The 14,052-nt window shown below is 37.8% G+C and carries 14 protein-coding genes; 12 read left to right on the plus strand and 2 right to left on the minus strand.

The features are described from left to right. On the minus strand, window positions 1–370 hold a 370-nt coding region (locus HSISS3_RS00570; protein ID WP_042772027.1), incomplete at its 3' end, for an ISL3 family transposase. A gap of 449 nt (window positions 371–819) precedes the next feature. Between HSISS3_RS00570 and HSISS3_RS00575 the strand changes: the two genes are divergently transcribed. Then, window positions 820–1,317, plus strand: a complete 498-nt coding sequence (locus HSISS3_RS00575) for a sigma factor (RefSeq protein WP_021151353.1) — start codon at window positions 820–822, stop codon at window positions 1,315–1,317. Between the two features lie 245 nt (window positions 1,318–1,562). Here the strand turns inward: HSISS3_RS00575 and HSISS3_RS00580 are convergent, their stop codons facing one another. Continuing rightward, entirely contained in the window at window positions 1,563–2,405 is an 843-nt protein-coding gene (locus HSISS3_RS00580; RefSeq protein ID WP_021151354.1) for a mechanosensitive ion channel family protein, read from the minus strand. Window positions 2,406–2,544: 139 nt separating this feature from the next. Here HSISS3_RS00580 and tig point away from each other — a divergent pair, with 139 nt between their 5' ends. The 11 genes from tig to HSISS3_RS00640 form a co-directional block, all read left to right on the plus strand. Then, the gene (gene tig, locus HSISS3_RS00585; RefSeq protein WP_008535685.1) at window positions 2,545–3,828 is read left to right on the plus strand and encodes a trigger factor; all 1,284 of its coding nucleotides are present in this window, start codon (window positions 2,545–2,547) and stop codon (window positions 3,826–3,828) included. Window positions 3,829–3,986: 158 nt separating this feature from the next. Then, entirely contained in the window at window positions 3,987–4,562 is a 576-nt protein-coding gene (gene rpoE, locus HSISS3_RS00590) for a DNA-directed RNA polymerase subunit delta (RefSeq protein WP_008535687.1), read from the plus strand. A 250-nt stretch (window positions 4,563–4,812) separates the two neighbouring features. After that, on the plus strand, window positions 4,813–6,417 hold the full coding sequence (locus HSISS3_RS00595; RefSeq protein ID WP_021144902.1) for a CTP synthase: 1,605 nt from the start codon (window positions 4,813–4,815) through the stop codon (window positions 6,415–6,417). A 94-nt stretch (window positions 6,418–6,511) separates the two neighbouring features. Next, entirely contained in the window at window positions 6,512–6,982 is a 471-nt protein-coding gene (locus HSISS3_RS00600) for a DUF3013 family protein (protein ID WP_021144903.1), read from the plus strand. A 446-nt stretch (window positions 6,983–7,428) separates the two neighbouring features. Next, window positions 7,429–7,923, plus strand: coding sequence for a hypothetical protein (locus HSISS3_RS00605; protein WP_042766873.1), 495 nt, complete (start codon window positions 7,429–7,431; stop codon window positions 7,921–7,923). Window positions 7,924–8,207: 284 nt separating this feature from the next. Next, the gene (locus HSISS3_RS00615; protein ID WP_042766874.1) at window positions 8,208–8,594 is read left to right on the plus strand and encodes a hypothetical protein; all 387 of its coding nucleotides are present in this window, start codon (window positions 8,208–8,210) and stop codon (window positions 8,592–8,594) included. 255 nt (window positions 8,595–8,849) lie between these two features. Beyond that, window positions 8,850–9,317: an NUDIX hydrolase gene (locus HSISS3_RS00620; RefSeq protein ID WP_021144904.1), complete on the plus strand. Its 468-nt coding sequence runs from the start codon at window positions 8,850–8,852 to the stop codon at window positions 9,315–9,317. Continuing rightward, complete coding sequence (gene prmA, locus HSISS3_RS00625; RefSeq protein ID WP_021144905.1) at window positions 9,296–10,249, plus strand: 50S ribosomal protein L11 methyltransferase; 954 nt, start codon at window positions 9,296–9,298, stop codon at window positions 10,247–10,249. Before HSISS3_RS00620 ends, prmA begins: the two co-directional genes overlap by 22 nt. Continuing rightward, window positions 10,250–10,993, plus strand: coding sequence for a 16S rRNA (uracil(1498)-N(3))-methyltransferase (locus HSISS3_RS00630; protein ID WP_021151355.1), 744 nt, complete (start codon window positions 10,250–10,252; stop codon window positions 10,991–10,993). A gap of 165 nt (window positions 10,994–11,158) precedes the next feature. Further along, window positions 11,159–13,699 carry a bifunctional 2',3'-cyclic-nucleotide 2'-phosphodiesterase/3'-nucleotidase gene (locus tag HSISS3_RS00635; RefSeq protein WP_021151356.1) on the plus strand — a complete coding sequence of 847 codons (2,541 nt, stop codon included), beginning with the start codon at window positions 11,159–11,161 and terminating at the stop codon, window positions 13,697–13,699. A 92-nt stretch (window positions 13,700–13,791) separates the two neighbouring features. Further along, the coding region (locus HSISS3_RS00640) for a helix-turn-helix domain-containing protein (RefSeq protein ID WP_042772028.1) at window positions 13,792–14,052 on the plus strand (261 nt) is incomplete at its 3' end.

Here is a 14,052-nt window from a genome sequence, read left to right on the forward strand (position 1 = left end):
CAATATCTGTTAGTGACACCTTTTCAGTAAGGAGCTGTGCAACTTTTTGCCGGACTAGATTGGAGATTTGGCAGTTTTTCTCAACGATTGATGTCTTAGCTACCGTGACTCTCCTACAACTTTTACACTGGAAACGACGCTTTTTAAGACGTAATAGTGTAGGTGTTCCAGCCTGTTCAAGGAGAGGAATTTTAGAAGGCTTTTGAAAGCCATATTTGATCATCTTTCCTTGGCAGTGAGGACATGGTGGTGCAGGATAATCAAGTATTGCTTGAACCTCAATGTAGGTATCTTTTTCAAAAACAAGAGAAATAATGATGTTTGGGTCTTTAATTCCGATTAATTCTGTGGTACTCTTAATAAGTCTCATAAGTTCTTCCTAATGATGGTTTGGTTGCTTTTCATTATAGTTTCTTATGGGACTTTTTGTCTGCATTCAAAAAGCTCTATAATCTCTATGGTGGTTTTACCCACTACAGAAATTATAGAGCCACAGGATATTAATATCTTAGCGCATACTTTTTAGTAGTTCACTTCAATTTTATTGAGTAGTAAGATTTTTTACGGATGAAATATGAAAATTAGCTCTGCTATATCGGTTGACTTGAATAGGAAAAGGTTTTCAGCTTGGAGACCAAGTCACTTTTTTACTTGAAAGTAGTTTTTTTAATGTTATCTAAGCTTTGGATGTTTAAAGTTTTTTGGATTTTCTTTCAATTTTATAGTGACATTTATGTCGCTATTTTATTTTGCTGACTTCATTTATAATGGATTTGTAATTTAATTAGATTACATTATTTTATTTTTATTGGAGGTTTTATGCAGCAAGAAGTTTTTGTTCACGCATATGAGGTTGTACGACCGATTGTCCTTAAAGCTTTTCGCCAATACTTTATTCAACTTTGGGACCAAGCAGATATGGAGCAAGAAGCTATGATGACTCTTTATCAACTTTTAAACAAATTTCCCGAATTAGAAGGTGATGATGATAAGCTACGTCGTTATTTTAAAACGAAGTTTAGAAATAGACTGAATGACGAAGTTAGACGACAGGAGTCAGTTAAGCGTCAAATCAATAGGCAGTGTTATGTAGAAATTTCAGATATCGCTTTTTGTCTTCCAGATAAGGGATTAGATACAGTAGACCGAATCGTTTATGATCAGCAAATTAAGACTTTTCGTAATCAGCTTTCTGCTGAAGATTCTGCTAAGTTAGATCGATTGTTGGCTGGTGAATGTTTTAGGGGAAGAAAGAAGATGATTAGAGAGTTAAGATTTTGGATGGTTGATTTTGATCCTTACAATGAGGAGGATTAATTTTCGATTTTATAACGTTTTTTATCTTGTTCTATGATATCTATTCACTTTTAGTAATGATCAAAGTTTGAGATGATTGCTTTTAACCCCTAGCTTATAACGATAAATACTATCTTAATAAGCTGATTTCATAACTAAATACCCCCTATGTTAGATAGAATAAAATCTAACATAGGGGGTGCAGTGCATTCATTTTTGGGTGTTTTTTCAGTTGATGATTATTGTGATGAGTAATTGAATCTTAATTATTTTACAACTATGGAATTTCCGGAAAATTTTGGAAGTTCAACCTTTTCTTTTATCAGAGCTTCTTGGTAAAGTTTTAGGAAGTCTGAGTAGATATGGGTCTGTTGTCCATTTTGTGTAAAAATGTCAACTCGAAAAACTAATTGGCCTGACGGTGTTGTGATTAATCCAATAACATTTGGAGTTCCACAGATTTCGGGATATTTTTCAATGTTATCTTGATTAACTTGTTCTATGATACTCATAACTTTATTGATATCAGTCGATATATAAACTGGGATGTCAATTTGTGCTCTCATGTCTCCTCGAGATTTGTTGGATACGATTGTAATATTTCGATTGGGTATGAAATGGAGCGTTCCATCAAATCCTCGAATTTGTGTTGTTCGGATACCAACAGTTGAAATCCGACCCGTAACAGTTCCTACTTCTACTGAATCTCCCACTTCAAATTGGTTTTCTAATAAGATGAAAAATCCGTTAACAACATCTGATAAAAAGCCTTGTGCGCCTAAACCAAGTGCGACTCCAGCAAGTCCTGCTCCTGCAAGGAGGCTAGATACAGGGACACCAAGGATACTGAGGAGCCAGTAAACAAGGAAAAAGTAAAGCACGTAGTTCATACTATTGTGTAGCAGGCGCTCAATTGTTTTTTGTCGGGCAGGGGTTTGAATAGTCCAGGATAGAGATCGTCCCACAGTATGTTTAAAAAGGAAGTCAATGATTTTTTTACTGAGAAGGAATATAGTGAGGAGAATAAGGAGTTTGATTCCTTTGGTAATAAGTACCATTAAGATTTCTTCGAAATTAAATTGTTGGATATACTTTTGTAAAATATTCATAGCACTAGTTTATCAAAATTTGAGAAAAGAAGCAGTTTGTAACGATGTTCTTGTGATTAAATTGGAGAAAAAACTTTTAAAAGGCTTTGAAATATGGTAAACTAAACTGTATCTATAAAATTTTAAGGAGAATGACTACATGTCTGTATCATTTGAAAACACAGCCACTAACCGTGGTGTGGTGACATTTACTATCGGTCAAGATAAAATTCAACCAGCTTTGGATCAAGCGTTTAACAAGGTTAAAAAGAATTTGAACGCACCAGGTTTCCGTAAAGGACACATGCCTCGTGCCGTATTTAACCAAAAATTTGGTGAAGAAGCTCTTTATGATGATGCTTTGAATGCAATTCTTCCAGCGGCTTATGAAGCAGCGATTACTGAACTTGGTCTTGATGTTGTTGCACAACCAAAAATTGATGTCAAATCAATTGAAAAAGGTCAAGATTGGACACTTACTGCAGAAGTTGTTACAAAACCAGAAGTAAAACTTGGTGCATATAAAGATCTTGAGGTTTCAGTTGAAGTTTCTAAAGAAGTTACTGATGAAGATGTTGATGCTAAGCTTGAAAACGAACGTAAAAACTTGGCTGAATTGGTCGTTAAAGAAGGTGCAGCTGAAAATGGCGACACTGTTGTTATCGACTTTGTTGGTTCAGTAGATGGCGTTGAATTTGATGGTGGTAAAGGTGAAAATCACTCTCTTGAACTTGGTTCAGGTCAATTTATCCCAGGTTTCGAAGACCAATTGGTTGGTTCAAAAGCTGGTGATGAAGTAGAAGTTAAAGTAACTTTCCCAGAAGACTATCAAGCTACTGATCTTGCGGGTAAAGATGCTGTATTTGTTACTAAAGTTAACGAAGTTAAAGCTAAAGAAGTTCCTGCTCTTGATGATGAGTTGGCTAAAGACCTTGATGACGAAGTTGAAACTCTTGATGAGTTGAAAGCTAAATATCGTAAAGAACTTGAAGCAGCTAAAGAAATCGCATTTGACGATGCTGTTGAAGGTGCTGCACTTGATTTGGCTGTTGAAAATGCTGAAATCGTCGAATTGCCAGCTGAAATGGTTGAAGACGAAGTTCACCGTGCTATGAACGAATTCATGGGTAACATGCAACGTCAAGGTATTTCTCCTGAAATGTACTTCCAAATTACTGGTACAACTCAAGAAGATCTTCACAAGCAATATGAAGCTGATGCTGACAAACGTGTGAAAACTAACCTTGTTATTGAAGCTGTTGCTGCTGCTGAAGGATTCGATGCTACTGAAGAAGAAATTCAAAAAGAAATTAACGATCTTGCAGCTGAATACAACATGGAAGTATCACAAGTTTCTTCACTTCTTTCACCTGAGATGCTTAAACATGATATTACGATGAAAAAAGCTGTTGAACTTATCACAAGCTCAGCAAAAGTTAAATAATAGAACTAAAATCAAGTTTCTGTTGAGACTTGATTTTTTCTTCTATAAATGCTTTGACTATTGACTCTTTTTAGCGTAAAATAGAGGGTAGCGAAAAATTGATTGCCGAGCTATTTTTGTTTCGACATTAGCTTGAGTAAGAATGAAGGAGAACCACTTTGGAACTAGACGTATTTGCTGGACAAGAAAAAAGTGAATTATCAATGATTGAAGTGGCCCGTGCTATCTTAGAAACACGTGGTCGTGATAATGAAATGTATTTCAATGATTTGGTCAATGAAATTCAAAATTACTTAGAAAAATCGGATGCTGATATCCGTAAAGCTTTGCCATTCTTTTATTCAGATTTGAATACGGATGGGAGCTTCATTCCTCTAGGAGATAACAAATGGGGCTTACGTTCATGGTACGCTATTGATGAAATTGATGAAGAAGTCATCACATTGGAAGATACTGATGAAAATGCGCCAAAACGTAAGAATAAAAAAGTTAATGCCTTCATGGATGGTGATGAAGATGCCATTGACTACAATGACGATGACCCAGAAGATGAAAACTTTACACCTAATTCTGATAGTCTTGAATACGATGATGATAACGATGATGATGAGAAAGCCGAAGTGGAATCTTATGACTCTGAGTTGAATGAAATTATTCCAGATGATGATTTAGATGATGTTGAGCTGTCTGAAGAAGATGACGATGATGACTATGAAGATGAGTCAAATGATTAATTTTTCATTGACAAATAGTCTTGGATAGTTTAGACTATGTATCGGGCACCTCTTTTGAAGAGGTCATGATCAAGACTCCCAGAGTAAAACTCTAGGGGGTCATTTTTGTTTTTTGTCATTTACTGGTTTTGTTGATATTGAGTTACTAAATAGTACTCATGTTGGACACTGGTAAAGGACTATCTCGATTATCGAATACGGTAATCAATCTGCTATTTTTATGGTTTTACATTATATTAAAGGAGTTAACATGACAAAATATATTTTCGTCACTGGTGGTGTAGTATCTTCAATTGGTAAAGGGATTGTAGCTGCGAGTCTTGGACGTTTGCTTAAGAATCGTGGACTTAAGGTTACCATTCAAAAATTTGACCCTTATATCAATATTGACCCAGGAACGATGAGTCCTTACCAACATGGTGAAGTTTATGTCACTGATGATGGTGCTGAAACTGACCTTGACCTTGGTCACTACGAACGTTTTATCGACATTAACCTTAATAAATACTCTAATGTGACTACTGGTAAGATTTATAGTGAAGTTTTACGTAAAGAACGTAAAGGAGAGTATCTTGGTGCGACTGTTCAGGTGATTCCGCATATTACAGATGCTTTGAAAGACAAGATTAAGCGTGCGGCGACAACGACTGATTCTGATGTTATTATCACTGAAGTTGGTGGTACGGTTGGTGATATTGAAAGTCTTCCATTCCTTGAAGCTCTTCGTCAAATGAAGGCTGATGTGGGTTCTGATAATGTTATGTATATCCACACAACACTTCTTCCTTATTTGAAAGCTGCTGGTGAAATGAAGACAAAACCAACGCAACACTCTGTTAAGGAATTGCGTGGTTTGGGTATTCAACCAAATATGTTGGTTATCCGTACAGAACAACCCGTTGGTCAAGGAATCAAAAATAAGTTGGCTCAGTTCTGTGATGTTGCACCTGAGGCTGTTATTGAATCGTTAGATGTGGAACATATTTATCAAGTACCACTTAATATGCAGGCTCAAGGTATGGATCAAATTGTTTGTGATCATTTGAAACTGGATGCTCCAGCTGCAGATATGACAGAATGGTCTGCTATGGTTGATAAGGTGCTTAATCTTAAGAAGACAACGAAAATTGCTCTTGTTGGTAAGTATGTAGAGCTTCACGATGCTTACTTGTCAGTGGTTGAGGCACTTAAACACTCAGGCTTGGCAAATGATACTGCTATTGATATTGACTGGGTTAATGCGAATGACTTGACTGCGGAAAATGTTGCTTCTCGTTTGGCTGATGCTGATGGTATCATCGTTCCTGGTGGTTTTGGCCAACGTGGTACTGAGGGCAAAATTCAAGCTATTCGTTATGCTCGTGAGAACGATGTACCGATGTTGGGTATCTGTCTTGGTATGCAATTGACATGTATTGAGTTTGCTCGTCACGTTCTTCACTTGGATGGGGCTAACTCGGCTGAACTTGACCCAGAAACTAAATACCCAATTATTGATATTATGCGTGATCAAATTGATATTGAAGATATGGGTGGAACTCTTCGACTTGGTCTTTACCCATGTAAGTTGAAACCAGGTTCTAAGGCTGCTGCAGCTTATGGCAATCAAGAAGTTGTTCAACGTCGTCACCGTCACCGTTATGAATTTAATACTAAATTCCGTGAACAGTTTGAGGCTGAAGGCTTTGTATTCTCAGGTGTGTCACCAGATAATCGTTTGATGGAAGTTGTAGAACTCCCAGACAAGAAATTCTATGTGGCAGCGCAATACCACCCAGAATATCATAGCCGTCCAAACCATGCTGAAGAACTTTACAGTGCCTTTGTGACAGCAGCGGTTGAAAATGCTAAATAACGAACTAGAACAGAGTGGGACAGCCTACTCTGTTTTTTATTGGCTCCTTTTATGCTAAAATAAGGGGGATACTAAGAAAGAACGAGGAAAACAAATGGCTAAGTTTGGCTTTTTGTCAGTATTAGAAGAAGAATTAGATAAGCATTTGGATTATGATTTTGCGATAGACTGGGATAAAAAGAATCACGCTGTAGAAGTAACCTTCATCCTAGAAGCGCAAAACAGTGGTAATGTGGAGACTATTGATGACAAGGGTGAAGTGTCTGATGAGGATGTTATTTTTGAAGACTACGTGCTCTTTTACAATCCAGCAAAATCACGTTTTGATGAGGAGGACTACCTAGTAACAATTCCATATGAGCCTAAGAAAGGTCTATCTCGTGAGTTTTTAGCTTATTTTGCAGAAACCTTGAATGAGGTGGCAACAGAAGGGTTGAGTGACTTGATGGATTTCCTATCTGATGATGGACCTGAGGAATTCGGTTTGGTTTGGGACAAAGACGCTTTCGAAAAAGGGAAAGCTGGCTTGGAAGAGGGAGAATTTTATCCATATCCGAGATATTAGGAGGGAAAGCTCAGATTTATGGATTGCTTAGGAGTACTAACTGGTTGTAAAATGTTATTTTTTTGCGATGATAAGAATTTAACCATCTTTCGGAATGACAAGGAAGCTTTGTATGACTTAGGTTAGGATTCTATCTTAAAATAGTTTTTGAAATTTACATGTATATTGTTTAGAATTCCTTTAAATTATTTTATGTGTTGATCATTAATAACGGGGGAGTGGATACTTGTTTTTAGCAGGTCTCTTTCTTTGTTAATATAGTTAGAATAACTCTTACAGTTTCACATAAATGATTGAAAATGAGATACGGTTAACATTATATTTTGATTTTGAAAAATATGGTATAATTCTAGTACTGAAATCTAAGTTGAACATATATTGCTACTTTACATATGTTTTTCGATTCGAATAAAATACATTTCAATGAATAGATAAACAAGGAACACATGAAAAGAATTTATTATCAGAAAGATAAGAAAAAAGTTGTAGCTATAGATATAAAAAAGATAGCTACGTATTCTATATTTGCAAAAGACTATGAGAGTGCACACAAAAAATTACTTAAGAAGCATGTAACCTTGTCACAGGAGATGGACAAGCGTTTAGGAAAAATTTTCTCAGTAAAAGAAACTAAACCAAAGGCAACCCAATTAAATGACTTTCTTGGGCAATTATATGTATGTTTAGTAAAATTTTTAAAGACAAATAGGGTAAAAATACTTGGAATATTTGCAATTATGGGGATGGTCAATTATTTCACTTTAAGTTGGTTGAAGGCTAACATTTCTTATCTATCTCATATAGAAATTAATCACGCCTCTCTGACTGATAATTTTATGAATTTACCATTGATGATTACAATCTTTTGTATTCTATTTCTTTTGTTTCTTATTCCAAAGAAAAAAGAATGTTATATTAATGTTCATTATACTAGTTGCTGATTTGACATTCTTTTGGAAAGACAAAGATTCATTTATTAATTTGGATAATAGTAGCTCCTATATTCTGAAGATAGGGCAGAGTGTATTAGAGAATACTTGTTTTTTGGTCCTTCTATTGGTCACAGTTTTTGTAGTATCACTTATAGTATATGATACTTTTGAGACAATTTATAAATGGTTAGTTGGAACAAATAAAAGTATTGAAGCTCCCAAACTATCACTTATATGGGCAATCGTTGCTTTTCTCTTAGGATTACTTTTAAAATAGAAATGATGGTGAATTTATGAACTACTTTAAAGATTATGTGGAAAATCCAGTGAAATTAGGAATGATATGTATAATTGAGATTGTCATGTCTTGGTGGATAAATAAATTTAAGCATAGCCCAGAAATTATTAGTATAAAGCAACAAAGACTAGGAGCGCTTCGTGAAGCGTTTAAAATTGTGCAAGTAGATGGGTATTATTTTCATTTATTTTTAGGATTATTTTGGGCAATATCCCTTTTATTTCTTATTTTTTGGGGGATTAAAGAACGAAAATATATAGCCTCTTTGATTTATATTGTATTCTTAATTATTTTTTGGGGTATATTTTGGGATCCAATTGTCACTACTTTTTTAACTATTTTAATTGCAGGCAGTTTAATCGTGTTATCTATGGATTCATAAGTAGTCGATTTAATTGCACTTAAAACATACTTACATGATATGTTAAATATGTGATTTATAAATGTGTAAAATATCAATGTTAAAGTTAGTCATAATTGATTAGATATTCTGATAGGCTAAAGAAAATTTAAAAAATGTTATGTCATTTATTTTTACAAAGTATGACTTTGAAAATGAGGGAAGTACGTTTAAGAATAAGTCTTTGAAGAGAAGGAATTTTTTGCTTATCCAAGGTATTAAAGGGAGCGAAAAGGGATGGATGCTTATTTAAAAGATCAGTTCGATTTTACAGGTGTTAAGGCTGCCTTACTCGTAGAGCAAAGTATTTTGGTTATTCTCAGAGATAATAAACCAGCTATTCCTTGGCCCAATATGTGGGAATTGACTGGTGGTGGAAGAGAAGGCCTGGAAACGCCTCTTGAGTGTCTTCGACGTGAAGTCTGGGAGGAACTTGGATTGGTTCTGAAAGAGGAATCAATTATCTGGTCGAGAATCTATCCTAGTATGTTGGATAAAGACAGGTCAGCTGTTTTTGTGGTTGCTCAAATCAGTCAGGGGCAGTATCAGGAGATTTATTTTGGAGATGAAGGCCAAGAATTTAAATTGATGCCTATAGAGGACTTTATAAAAGCAGAAGGAATCATTCCACAGTTGCAAGAACGATTTAAAGATTATTTATCAGAAAAGGAAGAAAATAATATATGGACAAATGGCAAGAACTAACGATTGAGGTTAATCGTGAGGTCGAAGAGGCAGCTTCTAATATTTTAATTGAGTCTGGGAGCCAAGGTGTGGCTATTGATGATAGTGCAGATTATTTGGAAAATGCGGACCGTTTTGGGGAACTTTATCCTGAGGTTGAGCAGGTTGAGACGGTTAAAATTACAGCTTATTATCCGGAATCAGCAGATATCGAGGCCATTACCAAGCAAGTTAATGAGCGTTTGGCTGAGTTAACGGATTTTGGTCTTGAAACGGGAGATATTCACTTGGCTACTCAAGAGTTGGTTGAAGAGGATTGGGCTGAGAATTGGAAAAAATACTATGAACCAGCTCGCATTACCCATGACCTGACAATCGTGCCGTCATGGACAGACTATGAGGCATTAGTAGGCGAAAAAATCATCAAACTAGATCCTGGCATGGCCTTTGGAACAGGAACACACCCAACGACTAAGATGAGTCTTTTTGCACTTGAACAGGTGCTCCGTGGTGGTGAGACGGTGATTGATGTGGGAACTGGATCGGGTGTCCTCTCGATTGCTAGCTCTCTTCTTGGTGCTAAGGAGATCTACGCCTATGACCTTGACGACGTAGCGGTTCGAGTGGCACAGGAAAATATCGACATGAATCCTGGTATGGAAAATATCCATGTTGCTGCGGGAGATCTTTTAAAGGGCGTGACGCAAGAAGCTGATGTTATCGTGGCTAATATTTTGGCGGATATTCTCATCCACCTGACGGAAGATGCCTACCGTTTGGTTAAGGATGAAGGTTACTTGATTATGTCAGGAATTATCTCTGAAAAATGGGATATGGTACGTGAATCGGCCGAGAAAGCTGGTTTCTTCCTAGAAACTCACATGGTTCAGGGAGAGTGGAATGCCTGTGTCTTCAAGAAGACAGATGATATTTCAGGTGTGATTGGAGGCTAAATGCAACAGTATTTTATAAAGGGGCAGGTTGAAAATCCAGTAATCATCAAAGACAAGGATGCTGTGAAGCATATGTTTAACGTTATGCGTTTAACAGAGGATGATCAGGTTGTCTTAGTTTTTGAAGACGGTATCAAGCGTCTTGCACGTGTGACTGACCGTGAGAATCATGTCTTTGAAGTGATTGAAGACTTAGCTGATAATGTTGAGATGCCTGTTTCAGTGACCATTGCCTCTGGTTTTCCAAAGGGAGATAAGCTAGAGCTGGTGACACAAAAGGCAACGGAGCTTGGAGCACAGGCTATCTGGGCTTTCCCTGCGGACTGGTCTGTGGTTAAGTGGGATGGTAAGAAGCTTGCCAAGAAGGAAGATAAGCTTGCCAAGATTGCTCTAGGAGCTGCAGAACAATCCAAACGTAATCGTGTTCCTGAGGTCAGGTTGTTCGAGAAAAAGGGGGAATTTCTATCAGAATTAGCTAATTTTGATAAGATTTTTATCGCCTATGAGGAAACCGCTAAAGCTGGCGAGTTGGCTACTCTAGCTCGTGAATTGGCTCAGGTGGAACATGGACAGAAGCTCCTCTTTATCTTTGGACCAGAAGGTGGTATTTCTCCGTCTGAGATTGACGCCTTTGAAGATGCTGGTGGCGTTAAGATTGGCCTTGGACCACGTATTATGCGGACGGAAACAGCTCCTCTCTATACTTTGAGCAGTGTGAGTTACGCTTTAGAATTGAATCAATAAGAGAAAGTTGGCCTTGTTCCAACTTTTTTTGTATTTGACACTTTTAAGCTGAGACATACTCCCGGCTGTTCATTTTGACATAGACTTTGTAATTTCTAAAAAGGTTGATAATCTTATTTAGGTTTAATATAATTGTATTATCTTTATAAAAGGGGAAGATTTTTAATGAAAACGAATCGTTATGTGACTCAATCCGCTGTGGTTTTGGGCCTTTTTGCCCTCTTGACTGTGCCACAAGTCCTAGGGCATGCTGATGAAGCAAATACATCAGTAGCAACTACTTCAACTGAAAGTGTGACAGATAGCGGGACTTCTGTTGTATCAGGACAAGGAACTTCGGAGACAGCTGTTCAAGGAGGAGCAGAGACTGTATCTGCTACCCCAACACCAGTAGCGGCAAATGCGTCTGCAGAGCCATCATCTAATACTTCAACGTCCCAAGCAAATCAAGAAGCCAGTGCTGTTTTGACCAATGCTAACCAGGTGACACCAGCAGTACCAGTACAGGCCGAACCTGTTACAGAGCCTGCTCATGAGGGGCAAACCGTTGATATGCAGATTTTGTCAACAACAGACCTTCATACCAACTTGGTTAACTATGATTATTATCAAGATAAGCCGTCTCAAACAGTTGGTCTGTCTAAAACTGCTGTTCTTATCAAAAAAGCCCGTGAAACCAATCCCAATACGGTCTTGGTGGACAGTGGGGATACGATTCAGGGAACTCCTTTTGGAACTTATAAGGCTTTGATTGATCCTGTTGCCCAAGGTGAGACTCACCCTATGTATAAGGCCTTTGAGATGCTTGGGTATGATGCCGAAACGCTTGGAAATCACGAGTTTAACTATGGCCTCGAATTTTTGAACCGTATGGTTAAGACTGCTAAGATTAATATTATCAATGCAAATGTGCGTGATGCTAAGACAGGTGACTACTATTACAATCCTTATAAGATTGTTAACAAGACCTTTACTGATATGGACGGCAAACAGGTAACACTAAAAATCGGTATTACGGGTGTCCTTCCAACACAGATTTTGGTTTGGGATAAGGCCAATCTTGAAGGTAAGGTAACCGTTGATGATCCAATGGAGGCTGTTAAGACAATTGTTCCTCAAATGAAAGCTGCAGGAGCTGACTATATTCTGGTCGCAGCTCACTCTGGTATTGGTGACAATGAATACACTAAGAACGAGGAAAATGAAGGTTACCAAATTGCTGGTATTGAAGGCGTTGATGCTGTTGCGACAGGGCATTCTCATGCAGATTTTCCAAATGGAGATGGCACAAGTTTTTATGCTAAATATCCTGGTGTAGATGATGTTAATGGTCTCATCAATGGAAAACCTGTGGTTATGGCTGGTAAGTTCGGAGATCATCTCGGAATCATGGATGTCAAGTTGACTTATACGAATGGTAAATGGAAAGTTGTCAACAGTAAGGCCAAGCTTGAAAAGATTGACACTAAGTCAGATGTTGCGGACAAGGACTTAATTGACATGGCTGCTCATGACCATAATGGGACAATCAACTATGTCCGTAAGGAAGTTGGTGAGACCACTGCACCAATCACTAGCTACTTTGCTCAGGTTCAGGATGATCCATCTATTCAGATCGTTAATAATGCACAACTATGGTATGTTAAGAAACAAGTAGCCGGAACAGCAGATGAGAATCTTCCACTCCTTTCAGCTGCAGCACCTTTCAAGGCAGGAACTCGTGGTGATGCGACCTACTATACTGATATTCCAGCGGGGCCATTGGCCATTAAGAATGTCGCAGACCTCTACCTCTACGATAATGTTACAGCCCTACTCAAAGTGACTGGAGCACAAATCAAAGAATGGTTGGAAATGTCTGCGGGACAGTTCAATCAAATTGATCCTAACAGCAAAGAACCACAACAACTTATTAACAGTAGTTATCGCTCATATAATTACGATGTGATTGATGGGTTGACTTACAAGTTTGATTTGACACAACCTAACAAATATGATCGTGAAGGTAAGTTGGTTAACCCAGACGCTAGTCGTGTTCGTGACTTGGCTTATCAAGGTAAACCTATTGATTTGAATCAGACTTTCCTTGTGGTGACTAATAACTACCGTGCGACTGGTAATTTCCCTGGTGTTAAGGATGCTGCAGAAAAACGTCTCCTCAATCTTGAAAATCGTCAGGCCATCATTGACTATATCGTCAGCGAGAAAACGATCAATCCAAGTGCCGATGGAAATTGGAGTTTCGTTCCTAATATTACCAATGCAGACATCCGTTTTGCCTCTTCTGACAATGCGCGTGCTCATCTTGCTGGTCAGGATGCCATTAGTTATGTAGGACCATCAACACAGGCAGGATTTGCAGAGTACCGTTTGGTTGTTAAGGAAAAGGCAAATCAAGTTGAGGATGCGACTAAGAAAGAATCTGAGAAGTCACCAAAAGATGTTGAGATGGCAGACCACACTAAGCATGTAAAACCAAATGCTACTGCAGTTGCTAGCATGGCTAAACCTGCTTCAGCTATCCAGTTATCAAACGCTCAAGTCGTTATCTTACCTCAAGCTCAAGTGCAAGAAACTCAACCTTCAAGCTCAGCCAAGAGCTTGCCAAACACGAATTCAGACGAATCTGTGTCAGCAACTTTAGCTGGAATGGTTCTTTTGACCTTGGCTGGATTCTTTGGAATCAAAAAGCAAGAGAAAAATTAAGCAAGATAAAAAGCCCCTATCAGTGATATAGTCCTACTTAAGTAGACAGTAAAAATACATAAAGTACTGTTTACGAAAGTAGGATTTTTATTATGTCTAGAAAAAGTAAGGTTTCTTTTGAAGGCAAGCTGAGGGCTGTTACCTGGTATCTTGAAGGTAAAGCCTCCTGTTCTCAACTAGCTCGTCAGTTTGGGGTCAATCCTTGTACTATTAAAGACTGGGCTACAGCCTATCAATATCAAGGGCACGAGGGGCTAAAGTCTCTAAAGCATAACCAAAATTATTCTACAGAGTTTAAGCTAAAATGCATTGAAGCCTATTTAACAGGAGAAGGTTCCCTTCAAGAATTAGCT

It is taken from the genome of Streptococcus sp. HSISS3, assembly GCF_000448605.1.
In the GTDB taxonomy this organism is placed as follows: domain Bacteria; phylum Bacillota; class Bacilli; order Lactobacillales; family Streptococcaceae; genus Streptococcus; species Streptococcus raffinosi.

Excerpts from the sequence above, each read along its gene's own strand:
- HSISS3_RS00575 (WP_021151353.1), top strand. The coding sequence starts at position 820 with ATGCAGCAAGAAGTTTTTGTTCACGCATATGAGGTTGTACGACCGATT.
- HSISS3_RS00580 (WP_021151354.1), bottom strand. The coding sequence starts at position 2,405 with ATGAATATTTTACAAAAGTATATCCAACAATTTAATTTCGAAGAAATC.
- tig (WP_008535685.1), top strand. The coding sequence starts at position 2,545 with ATGTCTGTATCATTTGAAAACACAGCCACTAACCGTGGTGTGGTGACA.
- HSISS3_RS00595 (WP_021144902.1), top strand. The coding sequence starts at position 4,813 with ATGACAAAATATATTTTCGTCACTGGTGGTGTAGTATCTTCAATTGGT.
- HSISS3_RS00600 (WP_021144903.1), top strand. The coding sequence starts at position 6,512 with ATGGCTAAGTTTGGCTTTTTGTCAGTATTAGAAGAAGAATTAGATAAG.
- HSISS3_RS00605 (WP_042766873.1), top strand. The coding sequence starts at position 7,429 with ATGAAAAGAATTTATTATCAGAAAGATAAGAAAAAAGTTGTAGCTATA.
- HSISS3_RS00615 (WP_042766874.1), top strand. The coding sequence starts at position 8,208 with ATGAACTACTTTAAAGATTATGTGGAAAATCCAGTGAAATTAGGAATG.
- HSISS3_RS00620 (WP_021144904.1), top strand. The coding sequence starts at position 8,850 with ATGGATGCTTATTTAAAAGATCAGTTCGATTTTACAGGTGTTAAGGCT.
- prmA (WP_021144905.1), top strand. The coding sequence starts at position 9,296 with ATGGACAAATGGCAAGAACTAACGATTGAGGTTAATCGTGAGGTCGAA.
- HSISS3_RS00630 (WP_021151355.1), top strand. The coding sequence starts at position 10,250 with ATGCAACAGTATTTTATAAAGGGGCAGGTTGAAAATCCAGTAATCATC.
- HSISS3_RS00635 (WP_021151356.1), top strand. The coding sequence starts at position 11,159 with ATGAAAACGAATCGTTATGTGACTCAATCCGCTGTGGTTTTGGGCCTT.